Raw genomic sequence first — 25961 nt, forward strand, 5'->3', positions numbered from 1 at the left:
GAACGCCTTCTATTATGGCCTGTCATATGCTTTTCGGGGCTGATCAAGACGCTTGCGCTTTTCGATGTATATCAACTTCCTAATAGGTCCATACTAGCAATAATCAAACCTTTTAGGAGGAAAAAATGGCTCTGCATTATCATTGTAGACACTGTGGTGTGAAAGTAGGAAGTATTGATAGTATCTCTGTTTCAAGTGAACAGCTAGGATTTCATCAATTATCGAATGATGAACGTCAAGAGATGATTACATATCAGGATAATGGCGATATGCACATTAAGACAATTTGTGAGGATTGTCAGGATGCACTAAATCGAAACCCTGATCTTCATCAATATGAAAGTTTTATTCAGTAAGAGCTTTGGGTATAACCCCAAAGCATTTTTCTGTTTTGACTTTCTATGATGAGTTGGAATGAAAAGCTTTTCATAGACAACATATTTGTCAGTAGTGATTTTTAATGCCCGATAGCGGTGGGGTAAACAGCAAAAATTACGATTTAATAGAAATAAGATTATAAGAATTTTTGATAGGGGGGCTGAGCTTGTATAGTTTGCAGAAATATTTTTATGAAAATGATGAATTTAGAACGATAGTTTCAGGTATAGAGGAAGGGTTAAAAGAGCAGCTTGTTGCTGGTTTATCAGGTTCAGCTAGAACGATATTCACTGCAGCACTTTATAATGATGTAAAGAAATCGATTTTAATCGTTACTCATAATCTTTTCCAGGCTCAAAAATTATATGAAGATTTAGTCCATCTCTTGGATGATCAAGTTGTTTATCTATATCCTGTTAATGATTTGATTGCATCAGAGATTGCTGTTGCTAGCCCTGAGCTAAAAGCACAAAGAATCGAAGTGTTAAATAGACTAGCGGAGGGGAAACCGTCAATTGTTGTTGCACCAGTTGCAGGAATAAGACGCATGTTACCACCCAAGGAGTTATGGCAGGAACATCACTTATCTTTAGCGCTAGGACAAGATATTGAGCTCGATAAATATATTGAACAGTTTATTTCACTTGGATATGAACGGGCTGATATGGTTAATACACCAGGTGAATTTAGTGTGCGCGGTGGAATTATTGATATTTATCCTCTAACAGAGGAACATGCGATTCGGATTGAGCTATTTGATACAGAGATTGATTCCATTCGCTCATTTAATATAGATGATCAACGCTCCATCCATATGCTTAAGGAAATATCGATTGGACCAGCCACTGAAATAATGGTAAATGAAGAATCGAAAAATCGTACGATCCAAGCAGTAGAAGCAGGTTTGGCAAAGAGTCTTAAAAAAATAAAAAATGAAAAACAAAAAGAATTACTTATTGAAAATATTCAATATGACATAGAACGAATGCGTACTGATCAATTAAATCAAGATATGTTTAAATATTCCTCCCTTTTCTATGATAGGGCTACTAGTTTACTAGATTATTTTCCTAGTGATTCAATTGTTGTCCTTGATGAGATCAGTAGAATTCATGAGACATATGATCAGTTGGATAGAGAAGAGGCTGAATGGTATACGAGTTTACTCGAAGAAGGAAAGATTTTTCAAGATGTGAAAATATCTCACTCTTATGTTGATGTCGTAGCGAAATCAAAGTTTCCTCTAGTATACCTTTCATTATTTTTAAGACATGTTCCACATACAAGCCCCCAAAATATTTTAAATTTATCGTGCAAGCAAATGCAAAATTTCCATGGGCAAATGCATGTACTGAAAAATGAACTTGAGCGTTGGCAGAAATCAAACTATGCGGTAGCATTTTTAGGTGTAAATGAGGAACGTACAAAAAAATTAGCTCAAGTGTTAGAAGACTATGAAGTAAATGCGACAATCATCGGTGAACTGGAAACTTTAGTTAGCGGTAACATTTCTATTATTGAAGGAGATTTACAGACTGGGTTTGAATTACCAATGCAAAAGCTTGCTGTTATAACAGAAGAAGAACTTTTTAAAAAGCGAGTTAAAAAGCAAGTAAGAAGACAAAAGCTTTCAAATGCAGAAAGAATTAAAAGTTATTCAGAATTAGTCATTGGTGATTATGTTGTGCATGTTAATCATGGGATTGGTAAATATCTTGGGATTGAAACGCTTGAAATTAATGGAATTCATAAGGATTATTTAAATATTAAATATCAAGGCAGTGACCAACTATATGTACCAGTTGAACAAATCGATCAGGTTCAAAAGTATGTTGGTTCAGAAGGTAAGGAACCTAAGATATACAAGCTTGGTGGAAGCGACTGGAGAAGAGTTAAAAAGAAAGTTGAATCGTCTGTACAAGATATCGCTGATGATTTAATTAAGTTGTATGCTGAGCGTGAAGCAAGTCAAGGTTATGCCTTTTCACCAGATGGAGAAATGCAGAAAGAATTTGAATTAGCTTTTCCATACCAAGAAACAGAAGACCAAATTAGATCCATTCAAGAAATTAAGAAAGATATGGAGCTTATACGGCCAATGGACCGCCTTCTTTGTGGGGATGTAGGGTATGGGAAAACAGAGGTTGCTATAAGAGCAGCATTTAAAGCCATTGCCGATGGGAAACAAGTTGCTTTATTAGTTCCTACAACCATTTTAGCTCAACAGCACTTTGAAACCGTTAGAGAGCGATTTCAGGATTATCCTATTAATGTCGGTTTACTAAGTCGTTTTAGAACAAGAAAAGAGATCAATGAAACGACAAAAGGATTAAGTAATGGAACAGTTGATATGGTCATCGGGACACATCGTCTTTTATCGAAGGATATTAAATATAAAGATTTAGGTTTGCTTATTATAGATGAAGAGCAGCGTTTTGGTGTTACACACAAAGAGAAAATTAAACAGTTAAAAGCAAATATTGATGTTCTGACGCTAACTGCCACGCCTATCCCAAGAACCTTGCATATGTCGATGCTAGGTGTTCGTGATTTATCTGTCATTGAAACACCTCCAGAAAACCGTTTTCCAGTACAAACTTATGTTGTTGAATACAATGGTGTACTAGTAAGGGAAGCGATTGAACGTGAAATGTCGCGTGGAGGACAAGTGTTCTTTTTATATAATCGTGTTGAGGATATTGAAAGAAAAGCGGAAGAAATCTCAATGCTTGTACCAGATGCAAGAGTCACTTACGCACATGGAAAAATGACTGAAAATGAACTTGAATCTACTATGCTTAATTTCTTAGAGGGTGAGTTTGACGTATTAGTGAGTACAACGATTATTGAAACAGGTGTAGATATTCCAAATGTAAATACATTAATTGTAAACGATGCAGATAAGATGGGATTATCACAACTTTACCAGCTTAGAGGAAGAGTAGGACGTTCAAATCGAGTTGCCTATGCTTACTTTACTTATAGAAAAGATAAAGTATTAACAGAAGTAGCTGAAAAAAGACTTCAGGCCATTAAGGAGTTCACAGAATTAGGCTCAGGTTTTAAAATTGCCATGCGTGACCTATCAATACGTGGAGCTGGAAATTTGTTAGGTGCTCAGCAGCATGGATTTATCGATTCAGTTGGATTCGATCTTTATTCACAAATGTTAAAAGAAGCAATTGAAGAAAGACAAGCAGATCCAACTAAAGAAAAAGTTATAGACGTTGAAATAGATCTTCAAGTAGATGCATACTTACCACAAGAGTACATCTCAGATGGACGACAAAAAATTGATATGTATAAGCGGTTCAGGGCAATTACTTCCCTGCAAGAATTAGAAGAACTGCAGGAAGAAATAATTGATCGTTTTGGTGAATACCCAATTGAGGTTGATTACTTATTCCAAATAGCAAAAATAAAAGTTTTTGCCATTCAGGAAAGAGTAGAACTTATTAAGCAGGATAAAGAAATGATCAATATCTTAATAGAAGAGGAAGCAAGTAATAAAATTGATGGCCATCGATTGTTTGAATTAAGTAACAAGTATGGCCGCACGGTAGGATTAGGTATGGACGGAGGCAGACTAAAAATAACTATAGCAACAAAAGGACTTGATGTTCCTAAGTGGCTTAGTATCATAACTGAGTTATTAAATGGACTTTCAACAGTAAAAAAAGAGGAAATTCATCTTAACTAGGTTTAACAAGTATAAAAATAGGATAGGCTTAATAATTGCTAAATCGTAAAAATGCTAAAAAATCACTTTCATAATGTATATTACATCGGTTGTGAAGGATACTAATTTCAACAAATGGTGATTGTTACATAAAGAGAGAGCTCCTGTCAAAAGAATTTATAAAGATATGTATTTAGAAGTAGAAGTAATGAGTTATTAAATACTTACCAAATGAACAGGAATCAAACAATCATCCTTTTTCCTATCATCCGATGAAAGTGAGGCAACATAAGATGAAAGCAACTGGTATTGTTCGTCGCATTGATGATTTAGGTCGTGTCGTAATTCCCAAGGAAATTCGTAGAACTCTTCGGATTCGTGAAGGTGACCCACTGGAAATTTTTGTGGATCGAGATGGTGAGGTTATTCTAAAAAAATATTCACCAATTAGTGAACTCAGTGATTTTTCTAAGGAATATGCTGATGCCTTATACGATAGTCTAGGTCATCCAGTTTTAATTTGTGATAGAGACACTTACATTGCTGTATCTGGTGGCTCTAAGAAGGAATACATGAATAAGAGCATTAGTGAAGTTGTCGAGCATGCAATGGAGGAAAGAAATTCAGTTTTACAAGCAGATAGTGGAGAAACACAGTTAATTGAAGGAATTAGTGAAGAGATTAAATCATATACAATCGGGCCTATTGTCGCAAATGGAGATCCAATTGGAGCTGTTATTATCTTTTCAAGAGATCAGTCAATTGGCGAAGTAGAACATAAGGCTGTTGAAACGGCTGCAGGATTTTTAGCACGCCAAATGGAACAGTAATGAGGATAAAAAAGAGGGGTAGCGGATCCGCTGCCTCTTTTTTATTTTACGGTGTGGTATTGGTGGTTCTCTCGAGAAGAGGTTTCCGCATTATTATGGGAGAAAGGATTAGCTTTTTATACTTAGTTTTTTCGTCTAGTCCAGCGCCTTGAACAAGGGGCTGAAGCTTTTGGAATATGATATAATTTTGCTAGTATGTGGGATATTGAGAGGAGAAGGAATGGACGTCCAGAAGAATAGTATGAGACTGGCAATGCAAGGAGCAGTTATCCTTACGGTTGCTGGGTTAATAACAAAAATTTTAAGTGCTGCTTATCGTGTTCCATATCAAAATATTGTTGGTGATATTGGATTCTATATCTACCAACAGGTATACCCTTTTTATGGGATGAGTGTTGTTTTAGCAACATCAGGGTTTCCAGTGATGATTTCCAAGGTGATGACTGATTATGGTTATGGAAAGTCTGCTCAAATTCGGTCAAAAATCATGACAATTACCTTTATATATATATCAATAATTGGCATTATATTATGTTCGTTTTTATACATATATTCAGATAATATAGCAATATTTATGGGAGATTCACATTTAACAGCTCTCATTCAAGTTTCGTCAATTGCCTTTTTAATTGTCCCTATTGTTTCAATTTTAAGAGGGAATTTTCAGTCAGAGCAAAATATGCAGCCAACTGCAGTTTCACAGGTGATTGAACAGGGAGTTAGGGTATCATTTATTTTAATATGTTCTTATTTTATGGTAAATGCAGGATATAATCTTTACGATGCAGGTGTTGGAGCATTAGCAGGATCAATAATTGGAAGTATTGGTGCACTCATCATATTAGTTGGCTTTTGGAACAATTCAAAGCACCAATCGAGTCTAAGATGGAATGTTTCAGCGCCAATTCGTACTTGGAAAATTCTTTACTCGCTACTAAAGTATAGTTGGACAATTTGTTTAAGCAGTCTACTACTCATTCTTATTCAACTAGTAGATGCTCTTAACCTTTACTATCTGTTAGTAGACGGAGGAATGGGAGAGGTTTTAGCAAAGGAAACAAAAGGTATTTATGACCGTGGACAACCTCTTATTCAGTTAGGTACAGTTGTTGCAACATCGTTAGCATTATCACTAGTACCTGTTATTGCAACTGCAAAACTTCAAAATAATTTGCACCATATCCATGAAAAGGTAAATTTATCCCTTAAGGTATGTATCGTCATAGGGGCAGGAGCAACAGCAGGATTACTTGCAATCATGAAGCCAACCAATGTGATGCTTTTTACTAATTCATCAGGGTCAGAAACTCTAATGGTATTAAGTGTTTCTATTTTGTTTACCTCACTTTGCTTAACTATATTTGCTATTTTACAAGGCTTAGGATATATTTTCGTTCCGGCTTTTTCTGTATTTGTTGGTGTCATTCTTAAATATATCTTAAATTATTTACTTATTCCTGAATATGAAGTAGTCGGTGCGGCATTATCTACAGTATTATCTTATGGCATTGTAGCACTATTATCATTTTTTTATATGTATTTAAAGGGGTATACTTTTGAAGAAAAGAAGTGTTTGAGTAAAATCGGTTTCGCACTTGTACTAATGATAAGTATAGTAACGATTTTATTAAAAGTTGTAGGCTTGTTTATTGACTTGGATCAACGTTTATATGCGACCATTGCTTCCTTACTTGGTGTATTACTGGGCGGAATCGTTTATGGATGGTCGATTTTAAAATTAAATGTATTCTCAAACGAAGAGCTGCGATATATTCCGATTATAAAAAAACTTACAAAAGAAAAGAAATGAGGTCAATACATGGCTAAGCAAATTACAATTGTTGGGTTAGGTGCCGGTGATTTAGATCAATTGCCATTTGGTGTATATAAATTAATTACGACTACAGAACATTTATTTTTACGAACAAAAGAGCATCCAATTATTGAGGAGCTGAAGAATGAAATTACTTATACTGCCTTTGATTTCATTTATGAGGAAAATAATGATTTTGACGAAGTTTATCATAAGATTACAGCAGCTCTGTTAGAAAAAGCGGCTGAAGATAATATCGTTTATGCTGTACCTGGACATCCGCTGGTTGCAGAAAAAACCGTTCAGCTTTTATTGACTGAAGGCAGACAAAAGGGTTATACAATTGTTGTACAAGGCGGTCAAAGCTTCCTTGATTCCACCTTTCAAGCATTAGAAATAGATCCAATTGAAGGGTTTCAACTAGTGGATGCATTAACATTGAAGAGTGAACACCTTCAATTACAAAGTCATATTATTATTACCCAAGTATATGATCAAATGGTCGCTTCAGATGTTAAACTGACATTAATGGAACAGTTGCCAGATGACTATAAAGTAATGATTGTTACAGCAGCTGGTAGCAGCGATCAACAATTAAAAGAGGTTCCTCTCTATAAACTAGATCGTGAAACAAGTGTAAATAATTTAACAAGTGTGTATGTCCCTCCTGTCACAAATGAGGAACTGTTACATCATAAATTTACATCCTTACGGGAAATCATTGCCGAGCTTCGTGGCCCTAATGGCTGCCCATGGGATAAAGAACAGACACATCATTCCTTAAAAAGGTACTTAATCGAAGAATGTTATGAATTAATTGAAGCGATTGAAGAAGAGGATATTGATCATATGATTGAAGAACTAGGTGATGTTCTCCTTCAAGTTGTCCTTCATGCCCAAATTGGTGAAGATGAGGGAATGTTTACGATTGATGACGTGATTAAAGACATTTCAGATAAGATGGTCCGCAGACACCCACATGTCTTTGGGGAAACTGTTGTAAAAGATACAGGCGAGGTTTTATCTAATTGGGACGAGATTAAGCGCAAAGAAAAGGCTGAAACAAATAAGGATTCAATACTTGATTCCGTTGCAACCTCACTTCCTGCTTTATCTAAAGCGTTTCACTTACAGAAAAAAGCAGCAAAAGTAGGATTTGATTGGCCGACTATTGAAGAAATATGGGAAAAGGTAAAAGAAGAAATACGTGAATTTGAGGACGAGTTAGGTCCACATCCTGACAATCGCTTATTGATGAAGGAATTTGGTGATGTGTTATTTGCTCTTGTAAATGTAGGCAGACATTATAATATCGAGCCCGAAGAAGCGTTGATTTCTACTAATAAAAAGTTTTATGACCGTTTTTATTACATCGAAAAAAAGGCAGCAGAAACTAATAGAGAGCTTCAAGATATGTCCTTAGAAGAAATGGATAATTACTGGGATGAAGCGAAGAAAATTGAAAAAGAGGGATAACGATGAGACTAGATAAATTTTTAAAAGTATCGAGATTAATTAAGCGAAGAACCTTAGCAAAAGAGATTGCTGATCAAGGGAGAATTTCCATCAATGGAACACCTGGTAAAGCAAGTTCGAATGTAAAAGTTGGAGATGAGCTATTAATTCGCTTTGGTCAAAAGTTAGTTACAGTTGAAATTGAAGAATTAAAAGAAACAACGAAAAAGGAAGAGGCAGCGAATCTTTACCGAATTGTGAAAGAAGAAAGGGTTAATGAGGAGTAATCATGCTCAACCGTTAATCTTTAAGGGGCTTGATAAGTATACATATTATTTAGCATGTAAGCTCTCTTTTACGATCGTTTCAAGGTACTTGCACTTATCTAATTGTCTAGCTCCAGAGCCTAGACCCTCGAGTCATAAGTCAATCCATAATTGAAGGCAAAGAACGCCTTCTATTATGGCTAGTCTTATGCTTGTCGGGTCTGAACAAGGCACTTGCGCTTTTCTAATTGTCTAGCTCCAGAGCCTAGACCCTCGAGTCATAAGTCAATCCATAATTGAAGGCAAAGAACGCCTTCTATTATGGCTAGTCTTATGCTTGTCGGGTCTGAACAAGGCACTTGCGCTTTTCTAATTGACTAGCTCCAGTGCCTAGACCCTCGAGTCATAAGTCAATCCATAATTGAAGGCAAAGAACGCCTTCTATTATGGCTCGTCTTATGCTTGTCGGGTCTGAACAAGGCACTTGCGCTTTTCTAATTGTCTAGCTCCAGTGCCTAGACCCTCGAGTCATAAGTCAATCCATAATTGAAGGCAAAGAACGCCTTCTATTATGGCTCGTCTTATGCTTGTCGGGTCTGAACAGGCACTTCCGCTTTTCTAAATAGCTTGTTCTAAACCGCATTCTGACTACATAACATGTAGAAGAAAATCCTTACTGATGGAAGTCTCACTTTAACAGAATGCGGAGGTATACCATGAATCAATACTATGATAACAATTCACCTGTCAATAAAGGTACGGTTCAAGATCATGATGTGATCATGCGGGGGAGAAAATTTTTAGAAATAACTGGTGTAAAGCAAGTTGAGAGTTTTGACAATGAGGAATTTCTTTTAGATACAGTTATGGGTGCTTTAGCTATTCGGGGACAAAACTTACAAATGAAAAATCTTGACGTAGATAAGGGTGTTGTTTCAATAAAAGGCAGCAGGATATTTGACCTTATTTATTTAGATGAGCAGCATGGGGAGAAAGCTAAAGGACTCTTTAGCAAGTTATTTAAATGAGTTTAACAACACAGTTTTACACGATGTTAGCAATGGTCGGTGTTGGAAGTTGGATTGGTGCTGCTCTAGATACATATGGCCGCTTTTTAAAGCGGCCATTAAGAGCAAGATGGGTTGTTTTTATCAATGATTTTATGTTTTGGGTTGTTCAAGGACTTATCCTATTTTATTTATTATTATTAGTAAATGAGGGAGAATTGCGTATCTATATATTTTTAGCAGTCTTATGTGGGTATGCAGCTTATCAAAGTCTTCTTAAAAAGACTTATTTGCGGGTTCTTGAGCGGCTAATACAGACAAGCCTTAGCTTATATCGATTAATACTAAAAATTGGTCATATTATGATTGTAAAGCCAATAGTGGGAATCATTCACATGCTCATTGTTATTTTATTAGGAACTTTACACTTTTTGTGGAGATTACTAAAATGGGCTTTTCAATTTCTATATTCTTTCGTTAAAATCTTATTAGTGCCAATTAGATTTTTATTAAACATTTTATGGAATATGATTCCTCATACAGTTAGGAACTTCATCATAAGAAATGTAAGACGATTAGCAGGAATTAGTAACAAAATCAAGAATATAACAAGTAAAATAAAATCGTGGTGGCTACGGATAAAGAAGAAGTAAGGAGGATTTGTATGAGTCTCGAAAGATCGAAGAAAATTACAGAGTTACAATCACAATATATGCAGCAGCAGGAGAGACAACAACAGCTTTCAAAAAGACGTAAACGAGGCTTAGTTAGAAGATTAGTGATGTTCGGACTTTTTGCGATTATTTCTTCTGCCATTATGCTGACCACCTATTTTAGTCAATCAAATGCATTAGAAGAAAGACTTAAAGAACAGAAGAAACTTGAAAAACAATTGACCGGATTACAAAAAGAGGAAAAACTATTAAAAGAAGAAATTGTTAAACTTAATGATGATGAGTATATTGCGAAGATTGCTAGAAGAGACTATTTTTTATCGGATGATAATGAGATCATTTTTAACATAAAAGATTAGCCTTGTTGACACTGGATTTTTTATTTATGTATAATATAATAAAGATTCGAATGAATTTTTATCTGTTTAAGGAGGAGCATTATTTTTATGTCGATTGAAGTTGGCAGCAAGTTACAGGGTAAGGTGACGGGAATTACTAATTTTGGAGCGTTTGTTGAACTACCAGGGGGATCAACAGGACTAGTTCACATCAGTGAAGTTGCCGATAATTATGTGAAGGATATTAATGATCACTTAAAAGTCGGAGACGAAGTAACAGTAAAGGTTATTAATGTTGAGAACGATGGTAAAATCGGTCTGTCAATTAAAAAAGCAATTGACCGTCCAGAGCGCCCAGAACGTCCGGAACGTCCAGAACGCCCAAGAAACTCAGATCGTCCAAGGCAATCAGATCGCCCGAGACAACGAGGAAATGATTTCCGTAGTAATAACAAGGAAAGTTTTGAACAGAAAATGAGCCGATTCTTAAAAGATAGTGAAGATCGTTTATCTTCATTAAAACGAAATACAGAATCAAAACGTGGCGGTCGAGGAGCTAGAAGAGGATAGCTTGCTGCTTTCATATACATTTTTTGAAAAAGGAAAACATAATGTTGATGTTTTCCTTTTTTTTGTACATTATTATTTTTTTTATTGACGTACAGGAAAATCGATTGTATTATATATCTTGTGCCTCAGAAGAGGTCGAGCAGAATCTCCTTTAAGAAGCTTTATTATGAAGTGAAATATTCTGTTTTCTATTTATGGCGGTGTAGCTCAGCTGGCTAGAGCATTCGGTTCATACCCGAAAGGTCGTGGGTTCGACTCCCTCCGCCGCTACCATATTTATACGGCCCGTTGGTCAAGCGGTTAAGACACCGCCCTTTCACGGCGGTAACACGGGTTCGAATCCCGTACGGGTCATACAAAAAAACTAGTTGCAAATGTGCAACTAGTTTTTTTGTATTTTGAATACAATTATTCTTATCTATCCTATTATTTTACATAAACATCATTTTACTATTTTGACGAAAGGCATTTGAAAAAGGTTCAAATACAATGGATTTTTGTCGCATTTTTAAAAAACAGTCGAACGTTTTTTGGAATAGACTACCTTATTTTGACAAAATCCTATTCTAACCTTCGTTATAATTACAAGCAACAATGAATAGTGGGGGAATGTAAGATGGATAAAGTGGAAAGAAGGTTAATGGAGCCGATATCTGATTTGGGCGTGGCGAAAACCCAACAAGTATTCAATCGATTCTTTCATCGATTATCAACTAGATTACAGCTATTCTTCTTACACAAAGGACTTGTCTATGTTTTAATTGGGTTTTTATTAGGACGAGCTATTATTTTATCAGAAGTGTTGCCATTCGCTTTACCATTCTTTGGAGCCATTTTTTTAATGAAACGTGATAAGGCATTATTGGCAGGTATAGCTATTATTGCCGGCGGTTTAACAATTTCTATTGAGGTTGCATCTATTATTGCCATGTCGATTATAGGATTTCTTGTCATTAATAGGCTCTCATCGTATTTGTTTAAGGATCGGTTAAAGATCTTGCCATTTGTAATCTTTACGACAATTGTATTAATTCGATTAGGATATTCATACGTTACCCAGTCCTCTTTAGAGCTCTATGATTATATGATGGCTGGAGTTGAATCAGGCCTATCATTTATCTTAACTTTAATATTTCTTCAAAGTATTCCACTTATATCCGCAAGAAAATACAAACAATCTCTGAAAGTCGAAGAAATCATTTGTATAATGATTCTTCTAGCATCGGTTATGACTGGCCTTGTTGGTGTTTCGTTTCAAAATCTACAAGCTGAGCACATTTTTTCCCGATATATTGTTCTGCTATTTGCATTCATAGGCGGTTCAAGTATTGGAAGTACAGTAGGTGTGGTGACAGGGTTAATTTTGAGTTTAGCAAATATCGGAAATTTATATCATATGAGTCTGCTTGCCTTCTCGGGTCTATTAGGAGGTCTATTAAGAGAAGGGCAAAAAATAGGAACGGCTATTGGGTTATTAATTGGCTCTGTTCTTATTTCACTCTATGGACAAGGGTCAGCAGATATTATGACAACATTAATAGAGTCATTGATCGCGATATTCCTGTTCTTGATCACTCCGAAAGCAATAACTGGGCGTCTGGCCAAGCATATTCCTGGTACGAATGAACATGCTCAAGAGCAGCAACAATATGTAAGGAAAATTCGTGATGTAACTGCCAATCGTGTTGATCAATTTTCTGAAGTGTTTCAAGCATTATCAGAAAGCTTTACGACTTTTTATGATAAAGATGAAAAATTTGATGATGAGCGAGAAACAGATCTATTTTTAAGTAGTATTACTGAAAGCACATGTCAACATTGCTTTAAAAAAGAAAAGTGCTGGGTAGAGAACTTTGATAAAACCTATGAGTATATGCAGGCAATTATGCATGATACGAAACAAAGAACGTATCAAAATAATATGAAATTAAGAAATGACTTTGGACGCCATTGTTCAAAAGCAAATAAGGTAGAAGAAGTAATCGAGCAAGAAATTAATTATTTCCAAGCAAATCAAAAGCTTAAAAAAGAAGTACAGGAAAGTAGGAGGTTGGTTGCCGAACAATTATTAGGTGTATCACATGTAATGGAGGACCTTTCAAAAGAGATTAAAAGAGAACGTGAAAATCATTTTGTTCAAGAGGAACAAATTTTAGATGCTCTTCAAAACTTTGGAATAGAAATAGTTAATGTCGATATTTATAGTCTAGAACAAGGAAATATCGATATTGAAATGAGTATCCCATTCTGCGGCGGCCACGGGGAGTGTGAAAAAATAATTGCACCTATGTTATCAGATATTTTAGAGGAGTCTATCATTGTAAAGAATGAAGAATGTGCAAACTATCCAAATGGATATTGCCATGTCTCATTTGGATCAACGAAAAAGTTTCGAATTGAAACAGGGGTTGCCCACGCTGCCAAAGGTGGTGGCTTAGTTTCAGGAGATAGTTATTCAATGATTGACTTAGGAGTAGGGAAATATGCTGTTGCCATAAGTGATGGAATGGGGAATGGAGTAAGGGCTCATTTTGAAAGTAATGAAACAATTAAACTTCTTCAAAAAATCCTCCAAACAGGAATAGAAGAAAAGGTAGCCATTAAAACGATAAATTCCATTTTATCGCTACGAACAACAGATGAAATATTTTCTACACTTGATTTAGCGATTGTTGATCTTCAAGATGGAAGCAGTAAATTTTTAAAAATTGGTTCTACACCAAGTTTTATCAAAAGAGGAGATAAAATTATCAAAATTCAAGCTAGCAATCTACCGATGGGGATTATTGATGACTTTGAAGTGGATGTTGTTGGTGAAAAGCTAAAAGCAGGTGACCTGCTTATTATGATGAGTGATGGTATTTTTGAGGGCCCAAAACATGTGGAGAATAATGATTTATGGATGAAGCGGAAAATAAGTGAAATAAAAACGGATGAACCTCAGGAAGTAGCGGATTTAATAATGGAGGAAGTGATTCGAACAAGAGCTGGGAAAATTGAGGATGATATGACTGTTGTCGTTTCTGCTATTGAACACAATACGCCTAAATGGGCAAGTATACCTGTTGCAAAATACTCAAAAAAGAAGAAAACAGGTTAATCCTACTCAGAAACGAATAAAATACCCTCCTTCTGGCGAGTATGGTACTAATACTGATAACTATACTTCTCTTTAGGAGGACGAATATGGCAAAGGGTCATTTGAAGCAAATTTTATTATTAACTGACGGTTGTTCAAATCATGGGGAAGATCCAATTGCAATGGCTGCCTTAGCGGGGGAACAGGGCATTACAGTGAATGTAATTGGTATAGTAGAAGAAAACGTTATTGATCAAGAGGCAATTCAGGAGATTGAAGGGATTGCGATGTCTGGTGGCGGTGTTCATCAACTTGTATATGCTCATCAATTATCTCAAACAGTACAGACGGTAACTAGAAAAGCAATGACACAAACGCTTCAAGGTGTCGTTAATAAAGAGTTGCAGCAAATACTTGGGAAGCATACGTCTATGGAAGAATTACCACCTGAAAAACGGGGTGAAGTCATGGAGGTTGTTGATGAATTAGGGGAAACTATCTCATTGGATATTCTCGTTTTGGTAGATACAAGTGCTAGTATGAAGCCTAAGCTTCCTACTGTGAAAGAAGCACTATTTGATCTCTCTATCAGTCTTAATTCAAGAATCGGGGATAATCAATTCGCCGTTTCAGTATTTCCTGGGAAAAAGGATGAAGTAGAAATGGTCCTTGATTGGACACCAAAGCTTGAATCGCTTTCTTCCATTTTTCCTAAGTTATCAACTGGCGGGATTACCCCAACAGGTCCAGCCATAAAGGATGCGATTCAGCATTTTCAGAAGAAGCGGTCTTTAAGGAGTTTATTAAGAAATGAAGATGAATACTATGATGAATCAGGCATGTAATCTTTCTTCAGGAACTGTTATAAAGGGCAAGTGGAACGGTGAAACTTACACCATTATAAGACTGCTTGGGCAAGGGGCGACAGGCAATGTTTACTTAGCAGACAGCAAAAAAGGAGCTGTTGCAATAAAGCTGAGTGAAAACAGTATGGCGATTACCTCAGAGGTGAATGTGCTTAAGCATTTTTCTAAGGTCCAAGGTTCTTCACTTGGGCCTTCTTTACTTGATGTCGATGATTGGAAGGTAGATCAACAAAATATCCTACCCTTTTATGTGATGGAATATGTGCAAGGTAACAACTTCCTTGAATTTATTCGAAATAGAGGAATAGAGTGGGTGGACGTCTTAATGCTTCAGCTGCTAACCAATCTAGACCAACTTCATCAGCAGGGGTGGGTGTTCGGTGACTTAAAACCAGATAATCTTCTTATAACAGGACCACCGCCAAAAATCAGATGTATTGATGTAGGTGGTACGACAATACAAGGAAGGTCGATTAAGGAGTTTACTGAATTTTTTGATCGAGGCTATTGGGGATTAGGAACTCGAAAAGCTGAACCATCATATGATCTTTTTTCTGCCGCAATGATTATGATAAATGCAGCTTATCCTAAACGCTTTACAAAAAAGGCTGAACTCGAAGGAAGTGCACAATTATTTGAGGTTATTCAGCAACATCCCTTCTTACTAAAACATAATTTTGTTTTACAAAAGGCACTTTTGGGGAAATACAAGAGTGCAAGCGAAATGAAGGCAGACTATGTTCACCTGCTATCATCGGAAACGAAAAAGGAAAGACCAAGAATAAAATCCTATAAGACGCAAAAGCCTTCTCAACATAAGACCCAGTCGGCAAAAAAGTCGCAACCACAAGTTAATAAAACAAGAAGGCAAGCAAAAAGCGCAAAAAAGAGAAAAAAAACAAGTGGAATTTTGGAAACAATTGTGATTCTTGTTGGTGTTTTTATTATCTATTCTTTATATGTTTTTCACTACTTAATGTAGAGAGAAATGATGAAAGATGACAGAAAATAAAATGAATTTCCTTAAGAAATATGTTAAATGTGTGAAAGGTCCCTTATCTTTTGTTATTGCTTTTGAAATAATGGTACGATAGAGAAGTAATCAAAAGAAAACGAGGATTTTTTCAAAAGAGGGAGAGAAAGTGGAAAAATTTTATGCCCTTATCCAAAAGCATCAATTGCTTGAAAAAGGTTCTACAGTAGTTGTAGGTGTATCTGGAGGTCCTGATTCTTTAGCGCTTCTTCACTTATTAGTCCGAATAAAGGATAAATGGAACTTAAGGCTAGTTTGTGCACATGTTGATCATATGTTTAGAGGTGAACAATCAAAGGAAGAAATGCAGTTTGTCCTTGATTTTTGTAAGCAGCATCATATCATTTGCGAAGCAAAGCAAATCGATGTAACAGCATATGCGAAAAAGTTTCACCTAAGTTCTCAAGTAGCTGGAAGAGAATGCAGATATACATTTTTTAAAGAATTATTAGATAAATATCATTCAAAGTGTTTAGCTCTTGGTCATCATGGAGATGATCAAGTCGAAACGATTTTAATGAGAATGGTAAGAGGCAGTACGGGTATGGCACTAGCCGGAATAAAGGTAAAACGGGCGTTTCATAATGGGTATATTATTAGGCCGCTGCTTGCATATACGAAGGAACAAATTCTATCCTATTGTAGAGAACAACACTTGATGCCTAAGTTTGATCCGAGCAACGAAAAAACAAATTATACGAGAAATCGGTTTAGAAAATACGTACTTCCGTTTCTAAAAAAGGAAAATCCACTTGTACATGAAAGATTTCAAAAATTTAGTGAAACCTTATTAGAGGATGAAACGTATTTACAGGTATTAACGAAACAACATATGAATACAGTATTGAAAAGAAAAGAAAAGTCATTGGTGGAGATAGACATCAATCGTTTCAAAAGCCTACCTTTGCCTTTACAAAGAAGAGGGATTCAACTAATATTAAGTTATCTATATGTACATATTCCAGCTTCTCTTTCTTCAATACATATTGAGAGTTTTCTTGAATTACTCTCACAGGATCACCCTTCAGGTTCACTTGATTACCCAGGCGGGCTAAAAGTGATTAAATCATATCAAACTTGTATGTTTACCTTTGAACATGATGATATTAAGAACTTCTGTTTTGAGTTAGAGATCCCTTCCGTTGTTCATCTTCAAAATGGGTATAAAATCACATGTGAAATAGTAAAGGAACCAATTACATTCCTGAAAGGAAATAATTCCTTCTTACTAATTCGTAAACAGCTTGTCGGACCTTTAATCGTTCGAACAAGGAAACAAGGGGATAAAATCAATTTGAAGGGCATGAACGGTAGGAAAAAGGTAAAAGATATATTTATTGATGAAAAAATACCATTACACAACCGAAATTCTTGGCCTATAGTAGAAGATGGAAATGGGAACATTCTGTGGATTCCAGGTTTGAAAAAATCTAGTTTTGAGGCTGAATACACAGACGAGAATGAATATGTCGTATTAAATTATGATGAGTTATGATCTTGTAGGGGGCACACAATTGATGAGACAAGATATTGAAGAAATCTTAGTAACAGAAGAACAAATTCAAGAAAAGGTGAAGGAGTTAGGGCAGGTTCTTACAAAAGAATATAAAGATCGTTTTCCCCTAGCTATTGGAGTACTTAAAGGTGCCATGCCTTTTATGGGTGATTTATTAAAAAATATTGATACATACTTAGAAATGGATTTTATGGATGTTTCTAGTTATGGTTCATCCACCGTTTCGTCAGGAGAAGTGAAGATAATAAAGGATCTCGACACTTCTGTTGAAGGTAGAGATATTCTAATCATTGAGGATATCATTGATAGTGGTTTGACATTAAGTTATTTAGTTAAATTATTCCGTTATCGTAAAGCAAAATCAATCAAGATTGTCACATTGCTTGATAAACCGACTGGAAGAAAAGCAGATATCGAAGCAGACTATGTATGCTTCGAAGTGCCAGATGCATTTGTCGTTGGCTATGGACTTGATTACATTGAGAAATATCGCAATCTTCCTTATATTGGAGTGTTAAAGCAAGAAATTTATCAGTAAGCTTATGAAGTATGCTTAGGTTCTGGGGTAGTTTAATTGGTTGTATTACCATGAATTTCTATGATACTATTTAAAATAGTCGTGTTTACTGTGGGAGGAGGTAAGGAATGAATCGGATCTTCCGTAATACCATTTTTTATTTACTTATATTTTTAGTCATAATTGGGGTTGTAAGTTTCTTTACTGGCTCTAACCCTAAGACGGAACAAATTTCGTACAATACGTTCATTTCTGACTTAGATAAGGGAAATGTAACGGAAATGCTAGTGCAGCCTGTTCGTGGTGTGTTTGAAGTAAGAGGTAAAATGAAGGGTTATGATGAAGACGAAACCTTTGTTACATATATACCAACAGAACAAGGTTTAGAACGCGTTGATAAAGCTGCTGAGGCAAATAACGTAAAAGATTTGAAAATTGCTCCAGCTGAAGAAACAAGCGGGTGGGTGACATTTTTCACATCCATCATCCCATTTGTTATTATCTTTATTTTATTCTTCTTTTTGCTTAACCAAGCTCAAGGCGGCGGTAGTCGTGTCATGAATTTTGGAAAAAGTAAAGCGAAGCTATATAACGAAGAAAAGAAAAAAGTGAAGTTCAAAGATGTAGCAGGTGCTGATGAAGAAAAGCAAGAACTTGTTGAGGTTGTTGAGTTTTTAAAAGACCCGCGTAAATTTGCAGAATTAGGTGCAAGGATTCCTAAGGGTGTTTTATTAGTAGGACCTCCTGGTACAGGTAAAACTTTGCTTGCGAGAGCTGTTGCAGGTGAAGCCGGAGTACCGTTCTTCTCTATAAGCGGTTCTGATTTCGTAGAAATGTTTGTCGGTGTGGGTGCATCCCGTGTTCGTGATTTATTTGAGAATGCTAAAAAGAATGCTCCGTGTATTATATTTATAGATGAAATTGATGCAGTTGGACGTCAACGTGGTGCAGGTTTAGGTGGAGGACATGATGAGCGTGAACAAACACTTAACCAATTACTAGTTGAAATGGACGGCTTTGGAGCGAATGAAGGTATTATTATCATTGCGGCTACTAACAGACCTGACATTCTTGATCCGGCTTTACTACGTCCAGGACGCTTCGACCGTCAAATTACAGTTGATCGCCCGGATGTTACAGGCCGTGAAGCGGTACTAAAAGTACATGCACGTAATAAGCCTCTCGATGAATCTGTTGATTTAAAGGCTATAGCTGCTCGTACTCCTGGATTCTCAGGTGCTGACTTAGAGAACCTATTAAATGAGGCAGCATTAGTAGCTGCTAGACAAGATAAAAAGAAAATTGATAATACAGACCTTGATGAAGCAACAGACCGAGTTATTGCAGGTCCAGCTAAAAAGAGTCGGGTTATCTCTAAAAAAGAACGTAATATCGTGGCATATCACGAAGCAGGTCACGTTATCATCGGTGTTGTATTAGATGAGGCTGACATGGTTCACAAAGTAACAATTGTTCCTCGTGGTCAAGCAGGCGGATATGCTGTTATGCTTCCAAAGGAAGACCGTTACTTTATGACAAAGCCTGAGCTGTTAGATAAAATAACTGGCTTACTCGGTGGCCGTGTTGCTGAGGAAATTATATTTGGTGAAGTAAGTACTGGTGCTCATAACGATTTCCAACGAGCAACTGGCATTGCTAGAAAAATGGTTACAGAATACGGTATGAGTGAAAAACTCGGACCGCTGCAATTTGGTCAAGCACAAGGCGGTCAAGTGTTCTTAGGACGCGATCTTCATAATGAGCAAAACTATAGTGATGCGATTGCACATGAAATTGATATGGAGATCCAACGCTTCATTAAAGAAAGCTATGAACGTGCAAGAAAGATCTTAACGGAAAATCGTGAAAAGCTAGAATTAATAGCTCAAACATTGCTAGATGTTGAGACACTTGATGCAGCTCAAATTAACAGTCTTGTTAACACAGGAAAACTTCCTGATCGTCCGGTAATCATTAATCAAAACGATCAAGATGAAAAATCAGACGATGTGAAAGTAAATATTCAATCAAAAAAAGATGAAGAAGATTCTTCAGAAAAATAATAAATGAAAAAAGATCGATGGCTAATGTAACTTGTCATCGATCTTTTTTATATTGAGGAATAAAGGGGTAGAATCCGTATATTTCTATAAAACAGATAGATTTTGAACAAAATAAACGATATAAAACTTGATTGTTCATCTTCAATTGAAGAGGGCTTGACGGTATAAGTGCCTCTACATTTTAGTATGTTGGCGTTTATAAGGGATTGTGCAGTTTTGTATTGAGCCAGACTTCACTTGATATGTTAAAATGGAAAACGAAATATATAAATGACTATAAATAAAGTGGTGATCGTGTTGATTCTTGTATTAGATGTAGGAAATACTAATACTGTATTAGGTGTATATGAAAAAGATGTTTTAAAACATCATTGGAGAATAGAAACAAGCCGTAATAAAACGGAAGACGAATTTGGTATGGTGTTCAAAAGTCTTTTTGAACATGAAAATCTTTCTTTTAATCAAATTAAAGGAATTATAATATCATCTGTGGTACCACCAATCATGTTTGCGCTTGAAAGAATGTGTCAAAAGTATTTTGATGTAAAACCATTAGTTGTTGGACCAGGAATGAAAACAGGATTAAATATTAAGTATGAAAATCCTCGTGAGGTAGGGGCAGATCGAATCGTAAATGCTGTTGCTGGAATAGAAGATTATGGAAGTCCTCTTATCATAGTGGATTTTGGTACTGCTACTACATACTGTTACATCAATGAAGAAAAGCAATACATGGGTGGTGCAATTGCGCCGGGAATTAATATTTCTACTGAAGCACTATATTCGAGAGCTGCAAAACTGCCAAGAATAGAAATTACAAGACCAGATAACATTATTGGTAAGAACACGGTAAGTGCTATGCAGTCAGGTATTTTATATGGATATGTAGGACAAGTAGAGGGAATTGTTAAAAGAATAAAAGAGCAGTCAAAGGAAATACCAAGAGTTATTGCGACTGGCGGTTTAGCACCATTAATTGCCCGCGAATCAGACTGTATCGATATTGTAGACCCATTTTTAACATTAAGAGGTCTTCATCTTATTTATGAACGAAATACATTATCTTAAGTTGAGTGCTTACTACTTGTGCTAGTTGTGAGAAATAAGACGCTTATGATTTTCTGGAAGGAAAAAAGGATAAGTATTTGTATTTAGTAGGGTGGTTAGCTCCAGCGCCTAGCCCCTCGAGGTCAATGAGGAATTGAAGGTAAAGAACACCATCTATTCCTGATCGTCTTGTGTTTGTCGGGGCTGAACAGGCGCTTACGCTTTTCTGGAAGTGAAAAAAGTATAAGATTTTGTATTAAGTATGGTGTCTAGCTTCTGCGCCTAGCCCCTCGAGGTCATAAGCCAATTAGGAATTGAAGGTAAAGAACACCTTCTATTCCTAATCGTCTTATGCTTGTCGGGGCTGAACAAGGCGCTTACGCTTTTCTAAGAAGGGAGTCTACTAACATGACGGATTATTTAATAAAGGCTTTGGCATATGATAATCAAGTAAGAGCATATGCAGCAAAAACGACAGAGACAGTTTCAGAGGCTCAAAGAAGACATCAAACATGGCCAACTGCTTCTGCTGCTTTAGGGCGATCAATGACTGCAGGTGTGATGCTTGGTTCGATGTTAAAAGGTAATGCGAAACTAACGATTAAGGTTGAGGGTGGCGGACCTATTGGGGTCATTTTAGTTGATAGTAATTCAAAAGGTGAAGTGCGGGGATATGTTACGAATCCGCAAACACACTTTGACTTGAATGAAAAAGGTAAACTTGATGTAGCTAGAGCGGTTGGAACAGAGGGGAATTTAACAATTGTAAAGGATCTTGGGTTAAAGGAGCATTTCTCAGGACAAGTTCCAATCGTGTCAGGTGAGCTTGGCGAGGACTTCACTTATTATTTAGTTACATCTGAACAAGTTCCATCTTCAGTAGGTGTTGGCGTTTTAGTCAATCCAGATAATACTATTTTAGCTTCAGGAGGATTCATCATCCAGCTATTACCTGGAACAGATGACGAAACAATAACGAAAATTGAAGAACGATTAAGTCAAATTGAACCTATATCAAAGTTGATTCAACGCGGCTTAACACCTGAGGAAATATTAGAAGAAGTACTCGGGCATGGGGATGTGAAAATATTAGAAAAACAACCAGTTGCCTTTAAATGTCAGTGTTCAAAAGAACGAATTGAAAATGCAATCGTTAGTCTTGGAGCGGAAGAAATTCAGGCTATGATCGACGAGGATGGGCAAGCTGAGGCACATTGCCATTTCTGTAATGAAGTTTATTTGCTAACGAGAGAGGATCTAGAAGAATTAAAGAAAGAAGCAAAATAAAGATAAGGGTGGATTTTTAGGAGTTGGCGAAATTGAGCAGCAAAACTTTATGGAGTATTATTTTTGGATTGGTTATTATAAACTGCTTAACGGTTGGTTTTTTCTTTTCAAAGGAACAAGGTGCTGTTCCTATTTCAAGTAATGGTGAAATGACCGAAACAATTGCTACTATTGGGGAAGAAACAATAACGAGAGAACAATGGATGGCTGAATTAGAGTCGCGTTTTGGAAAAGATACATTACGTGAACTTGTTAATATTAAAGTTGTAGAAGAGCTTGCAAAAAAATATGATATTACAGTATCTGATGATGTAATCGAACGGGAATTAGCGGTTTATAAATCGATGTACAATCCATTAGATGAGGAACAGGCCGGAAACGAAGAAGATTGGAGACAACAAATCCGCTATAGCATATTACTAGAAGAATTACTTACACGTGATGTAACGATTCCTGAAAAGGAAATGAAAGTGTTCTATGAAAATAATCAAGATTTATATAACATAGCTGAATCGTTTCATTTATCTCAAATTATTGTGAAAACAGAAGCTGAAGCAATGGAGCTTTTAAAAGAGTTAGATGGTGGTTCTAGCTTTGAAGCCCTAGCTTTAGAAAAATCGATTGATGAGTTTACGGCTAATTCTGGCGGAGATATAGGCTTTGTTTCTAAAGAAAATGAATATGTTCCAACATCATATATTGAGGCTGCAAAACAGTTAAGTAAGGGCGAGTGGAGTGAGCCAATTAAAGTAGATAATGGTTATGCAGTTATTACCCTTCATGAAAAACTTGAGGGACAGACATACAGTTATGAGGAAGTCAAGGAACAGATTCGCAGACAAATTGCTCTGGAACAAATGGAAGGATCTGTAACGGTAGAGCCATTATGGGATGAAATTGGAGTATCTTGGTTTTATGGTTCAAATACAGAAAAATAGGCCAAAAAGCATAAAATGTTTTGACAATTAGGAAAATAATTGCTATATTACTTATAAAACCAATATATTTACTCGGGATAGAGGAGGAGAAATATGCCACGCGTAGCAAATTCTATACACGAATTAATCGGTGAAACACCAATTGTAAAATTAAATAGACTTGTTGATGAAAACAGTGCTGATGTTTACTTGAAACTTGAATACTTTAATCCAGGAAGCAGTGTTAAAGATCGTATTGGTCTTGCAATGATTGAAGCTGCAGAAAAAAACGGCAACCTAAAAGCTGGGGATACGATCATTGAACCAACTAGTGGAAACACTGGAATCGGACTTGCAATGGTAGCAGCTGCGAAAGGTTTTAAAGCAGTATTGGTTATGCCTGACACAATGAGTTTAGAGCGTAGAAACTTGCTGCGTGCTTATGGAGCTGAGCTTGTTCTTACTCCTGGTGCTGAAGGTATGAAAGGTGCTATTGCTAAAGCAGAAGAGTTAGCAAAAGAAAACGGCTATTTTATGCCTCAACAATTCAAAAATGAAGCAAATCCTGAAATTCACCGTTTAACAACTGGTCAAGAAATTGTTTCTCAAATGGGAGACCAGCTTGATGCTTTCGTATCAGGTATTGGTACTGGTGGAACGATCACAGGTGCGGGTTCTGTTTTAAAAGAGAAATATCCATCTATTAAAATTTATGCAGTAGAACCAACAGATTCTCCAGTTCTTTCAGGAGGAAAACCAGGCCCTCATAAAATTCAAGGGATTGGCGCTGGATTTGTTCCAGACGTTTTAAATACCAATGTATATGATGAAATTATTAAAGTAAAAAATGAAGAAGCATACGAAGCATCTAGAAGAGCAGGAAGAGAAGAAGGTATCCTAGGTGGAGTATCATCTGGTGCAGCAATTTTCGCAGCTCTAGAAGTTGCAAAAAAACTTGGTAAAGGTAAGAAAGTATTGGCGATCATTCCTGATAATGGAGAGCGCTACTTAAGTACCCCATTATTCCAATACGATTGATATCATAGATTTATTAGAGGTTTGACTTATAGTCAGCCTCTTTTCTTTTACGCTCTTATTTAGTTTTATTAGAAATGCGATCTATTTTATACTTTTGTTTATAAATTTTAAATGCTAACTTCTTTAAATTTAGGTAAAATGTAAATAAGAGTTTTTAAGGAGAGGTTGTCATGCAGCAGAGAAGGACATCTTTAAGCATTAATATTGATTATCACGGCGACTTTTTTGACCAATACAAGTTCTTGACAAAAGATGAAGACCAGCATGCCTTTTTAGAAAGTGGTCGTGGTGGCAGGTATAGCATTGCTGGTATTAAGCCAATTGCAACAGTTAAAGGCAAGAATCATCAGCTTATGGTTACAGATCGTCTCGGCACGAGAGTATTGGAAGGAGAGCCGCTTGATCTTTTTTATGAATGGTTTAGGGGATTTCAAACTCAAACTGATCCTCACTTGCCAGATTTTCAAGGTGGAGCAATTGGATTTATTAGCTATGATTGTGTTAGGCACTTTGAAAAACTACCAAATCGAGCGGAAGATGATTTAGACACACCTGATCTGTATTTTTTATTATTTGATGACATTGCTATTTTCGATCATCATACTTCTAAGCTTTGGCTTATTACTCATTATTATCAAGAACAGGAAAAACAAAGTGCTGAAGCTACATTGCTGCAAATGCAGGAGAAATGGACTTGTGAGCAGAAATTAGAGAATCAATCTTATGCGGTACCTAATTTAAACGATCAAGCTCCGATCACATTTTCAAAAGATTCATTTATTCAAGCTGTTGAAAAAATTAAAGAATACATTGCACAAGGGGATGTATTTCAAGTTAATCTTTCAGTTAGGCAGCATTTCAATTTAGAGAACCATCCGCTTAAGATTTATGAGGCATTGCGAAAGATCAATCCTTCTCCTTATATGGCCTATTTACATTTTCCTGAATTTCAAATTGTAAGTGGGTCACCTGAATTGTTAGTGAAAAAGCATGGAGATCTTGTAAGTACACGTCCAATTGCAGGTACAAGGTCAAGAGGTAAGGATGAAGAAGAGGATACAAAGCTTGCGAATGAACTGATTGAGAATGAAAAAGAACGTGCAGAGCATGTAATGCTTGTTGATTTAGAAAGAAATGATTTAGGACGAGTTTGTGAATACGGATCCGTTCATGTAAATGAGTTTATGGTAATTGAAAAGTACTCACATGTTATGCATATCGTATCAAATGTACAAGGTACATTAAAAAAAGATGCAAATTACGCAGATATTATCAAATCAACCTTCCCAGGTGGTACAATTACAGGAGCACCTAAAGTAAGAACGATGGAGATTATTGAAGAGCTAGAGCCAACAAGGCGAGGAATTTATACCGGTTCAATCGGATGGATTGGCTTTGATGGAAACATGGAGCTTAATATCGTTATTCGTACTTTGTTTGCAAAAGATGGTTTTGGGTATGTTCAAGCTGGTGCAGGAATTGTCATCGATTCTAATCCAGAGTATGAATATAAAGAGTCACTAAAAAAAGCAAGAGCAATGGTTAAAGCCATTGAGCTGAGTAAAGAAGAGAAAATATTAGGCTGAGG

Annotated in this window: 21 protein-coding genes and 2 tRNA genes; all 23 read left to right on the forward strand. The window is 36.2% G+C overall.

Annotation, left to right across the window (positions count from 1 at the left end):
- Positions 1 to 125: 125 nt before the first annotated feature.
- The 23 genes from GMB29_RS00330 to pabB all read left to right on the forward strand — a co-directional run bounded on the left by GMB29_RS00330 (position 126) and on the right by pabB (position 25959).
- A complete protein-coding gene (locus GMB29_RS00330) occupies positions 126 to 356 on the forward strand; it encodes an anti-sigma-F factor Fin (RefSeq protein ID WP_136358195.1) in 231 nt (76 codons plus the stop codon).
- A gap of 188 nt (positions 357 to 544) precedes the next feature.
- Complete coding sequence (gene mfd, locus GMB29_RS00335) at positions 545 to 4078, forward strand: transcription-repair coupling factor (protein WP_136358197.1); 3534 nt, start codon at positions 545 to 547, stop codon at positions 4076 to 4078.
- Positions 4079 to 4350: 272 nt separating this feature from the next.
- A complete protein-coding gene (spoVT, locus tag GMB29_RS00340; RefSeq protein ID WP_136358199.1) occupies positions 4351 to 4887 on the forward strand; it encodes a stage V sporulation protein T in 537 nt (178 codons plus the stop codon).
- A gap of 169 nt (positions 4888 to 5056) precedes the next feature.
- On the forward strand, positions 5057 to 6697 hold the full coding sequence (locus tag GMB29_RS00345) for a putative polysaccharide biosynthesis protein (protein WP_136358201.1): 1641 nt from the start codon (positions 5057 to 5059) through the stop codon (positions 6695 to 6697).
- A 9-nt stretch (positions 6698 to 6706) separates the two neighbouring features.
- Positions 6707 to 8176: a bifunctional methyltransferase/pyrophosphohydrolase YabN gene (locus GMB29_RS00350; protein WP_136358203.1), complete on the forward strand. Its 1470-nt coding sequence runs from the start codon at positions 6707 to 6709 to the stop codon at positions 8174 to 8176.
- 2 nt (positions 8177 to 8178) lie between these two features.
- Positions 8179 to 8442, forward strand: a complete 264-nt coding sequence (locus tag GMB29_RS00355) for an RNA-binding S4 domain-containing protein (RefSeq protein WP_136358205.1) — start codon at positions 8179 to 8181, stop codon at positions 8440 to 8442.
- Positions 8443 to 9137: 695 nt separating this feature from the next.
- Entirely contained in the window at positions 9138 to 9449 is a 312-nt protein-coding gene (yabP, locus tag GMB29_RS00360; RefSeq protein ID WP_136358207.1) for a sporulation protein YabP, read from the forward strand.
- Positions 9446 to 10081: a spore cortex biosynthesis protein YabQ gene (gene yabQ / locus GMB29_RS00365; RefSeq protein ID WP_136358209.1), complete on the forward strand. Its 636-nt coding sequence runs from the start codon at positions 9446 to 9448 to the stop codon at positions 10079 to 10081. Before yabP ends, yabQ begins: the two co-directional genes overlap by 4 nt.
- A gap of 11 nt (positions 10082 to 10092) precedes the next feature.
- Positions 10093 to 10461 (forward strand): FtsB family cell division protein, encoded by a 369-nt coding sequence (locus GMB29_RS00370; protein WP_136358212.1) that lies wholly within the window; start codon positions 10093 to 10095, stop codon positions 10459 to 10461.
- An 87-nt stretch (positions 10462 to 10548) separates the two neighbouring features.
- Positions 10549 to 11010 (forward strand): S1 domain-containing RNA-binding protein, encoded by a 462-nt coding sequence (locus tag GMB29_RS00375; protein WP_136358214.1) that lies wholly within the window; start codon positions 10549 to 10551, stop codon positions 11008 to 11010.
- 196 nt (positions 11011 to 11206) lie between these two features.
- Positions 11207 to 11283: transfer RNA gene (locus GMB29_RS00380), tRNA-Met, on the forward strand.
- A 9-nt stretch (positions 11284 to 11292) separates the two neighbouring features.
- Positions 11293 to 11364 (forward strand) — tRNA-Glu (locus GMB29_RS00385).
- 262 nt (positions 11365 to 11626) lie between these two features.
- A complete protein-coding gene (gene spoIIE / locus GMB29_RS00390; protein WP_136358216.1) occupies positions 11627 to 14110 on the forward strand; it encodes a stage II sporulation protein E in 2484 nt (827 codons plus the stop codon).
- Between the two features lie 86 nt (positions 14111 to 14196).
- The gene (locus GMB29_RS00395) at positions 14197 to 14934 is read left to right on the forward strand and encodes a VWA domain-containing protein (RefSeq protein ID WP_136358218.1); all 738 of its coding nucleotides are present in this window, start codon (positions 14197 to 14199) and stop codon (positions 14932 to 14934) included.
- Positions 14900 to 15937 (forward strand): protein kinase domain-containing protein, encoded by a 1038-nt coding sequence (locus GMB29_RS00400; RefSeq protein WP_136358220.1) that lies wholly within the window; start codon positions 14900 to 14902, stop codon positions 15935 to 15937. The genes GMB29_RS00395 and GMB29_RS00400 overlap by 35 nt, the downstream gene beginning before the upstream one ends.
- Positions 15938 to 16097: 160 nt before the next feature.
- On the forward strand, positions 16098 to 17483 hold the full coding sequence (gene tilS / locus GMB29_RS00405) for a tRNA lysidine(34) synthetase TilS (RefSeq protein ID WP_136358222.1): 1386 nt from the start codon (positions 16098 to 16100) through the stop codon (positions 17481 to 17483).
- Positions 17484 to 17502: 19 nt separating this feature from the next.
- A complete protein-coding gene (gene hpt, locus GMB29_RS00410) occupies positions 17503 to 18042 on the forward strand; it encodes a hypoxanthine phosphoribosyltransferase (RefSeq protein WP_136358224.1) in 540 nt (179 codons plus the stop codon).
- Positions 18043 to 18149: 107 nt separating this feature from the next.
- Complete coding sequence (gene ftsH, locus GMB29_RS00415) at positions 18150 to 20084, forward strand: ATP-dependent zinc metalloprotease FtsH (RefSeq protein WP_136358226.1); 1935 nt, start codon at positions 18150 to 18152, stop codon at positions 20082 to 20084.
- Between the two features lie 297 nt (positions 20085 to 20381).
- Positions 20382 to 21152, forward strand: coding sequence for a type III pantothenate kinase (locus GMB29_RS00420; protein WP_136358254.1), 771 nt, complete (start codon positions 20382 to 20384; stop codon positions 21150 to 21152).
- Positions 21153 to 21539: 387 nt separating this feature from the next.
- A complete protein-coding gene (gene hslO / locus GMB29_RS00425) occupies positions 21540 to 22418 on the forward strand; it encodes an Hsp33 family molecular chaperone HslO (protein ID WP_136358228.1) in 879 nt (292 codons plus the stop codon).
- A 32-nt stretch (positions 22419 to 22450) separates the two neighbouring features.
- Positions 22451 to 23356, forward strand: a complete 906-nt coding sequence (locus GMB29_RS00430; protein WP_136358230.1) for a peptidyl-prolyl cis-trans isomerase — start codon at positions 22451 to 22453, stop codon at positions 23354 to 23356.
- Positions 23357 to 23449: 93 nt separating this feature from the next.
- Positions 23450 to 24373, forward strand: coding sequence for a cysteine synthase A (gene cysK / locus GMB29_RS00435; protein ID WP_136358232.1), 924 nt, complete (start codon positions 23450 to 23452; stop codon positions 24371 to 24373).
- Positions 24374 to 24543: 170 nt separating this feature from the next.
- Positions 24544 to 25959, forward strand: coding sequence for an aminodeoxychorismate synthase, component I (pabB, locus tag GMB29_RS00440; protein ID WP_136358234.1), 1416 nt, complete (start codon positions 24544 to 24546; stop codon positions 25957 to 25959).
- The last annotated feature ends 2 nt before the right edge of the window (positions 25960 to 25961 follow it).

It is taken from the genome of Metabacillus sediminilitoris (assembly GCF_009720625.1).
GTDB classification, from domain to species: domain Bacteria; phylum Bacillota; class Bacilli; order Bacillales; family Bacillaceae; genus Metabacillus; species Metabacillus sediminilitoris.

Bases quoted from the DNA above. Each gene is read 5' to 3' on its own strand.
- hslO (WP_136358228.1), top strand. From the start codon at position 21,540: ATGACGGATTATTTAATAAAGGCTTTGGCATATGATAATCAAGTAAGA.
- cysK (WP_136358232.1), top strand. From the start codon at position 23,450: ATGCCACGCGTAGCAAATTCTATACACGAATTAATCGGTGAAACACCA.
- GMB29_RS00355 (WP_136358205.1), top strand. From the start codon at position 8,179: ATGAGACTAGATAAATTTTTAAAAGTATCGAGATTAATTAAGCGAAGA.
- GMB29_RS00330 (WP_136358195.1), top strand. From the start codon at position 126: ATGGCTCTGCATTATCATTGTAGACACTGTGGTGTGAAAGTAGGAAGT.
- ftsH (WP_136358226.1), top strand. From the start codon at position 18,150: ATGAATCGGATCTTCCGTAATACCATTTTTTATTTACTTATATTTTTA.
- GMB29_RS00370 (WP_136358212.1), top strand. From the start codon at position 10,093: ATGAGTCTCGAAAGATCGAAGAAAATTACAGAGTTACAATCACAATAT.
- pabB (WP_136358234.1), top strand. From the start codon at position 24,544: ATGCAGCAGAGAAGGACATCTTTAAGCATTAATATTGATTATCACGGC.
- yabQ (WP_136358209.1), top strand. From the start codon at position 9,446: ATGAGTTTAACAACACAGTTTTACACGATGTTAGCAATGGTCGGTGTT.
- spoIIE (WP_136358216.1), top strand. From the start codon at position 11,627: ATGGATAAAGTGGAAAGAAGGTTAATGGAGCCGATATCTGATTTGGGC.
- GMB29_RS00375 (WP_136358214.1), top strand. From the start codon at position 10,549: ATGTCGATTGAAGTTGGCAGCAAGTTACAGGGTAAGGTGACGGGAATT.
- GMB29_RS00395 (WP_136358218.1), top strand. From the start codon at position 14,197: ATGGCAAAGGGTCATTTGAAGCAAATTTTATTATTAACTGACGGTTGT.
- GMB29_RS00350 (WP_136358203.1), top strand. From the start codon at position 6,707: ATGGCTAAGCAAATTACAATTGTTGGGTTAGGTGCCGGTGATTTAGAT.
- GMB29_RS00400 (WP_136358220.1), top strand. From the start codon at position 14,900: ATGAAGATGAATACTATGATGAATCAGGCATGTAATCTTTCTTCAGGA.
- spoVT (WP_136358199.1), top strand. From the start codon at position 4,351: ATGAAAGCAACTGGTATTGTTCGTCGCATTGATGATTTAGGTCGTGTC.
- yabP (WP_136358207.1), top strand. From the start codon at position 9,138: ATGAATCAATACTATGATAACAATTCACCTGTCAATAAAGGTACGGTT.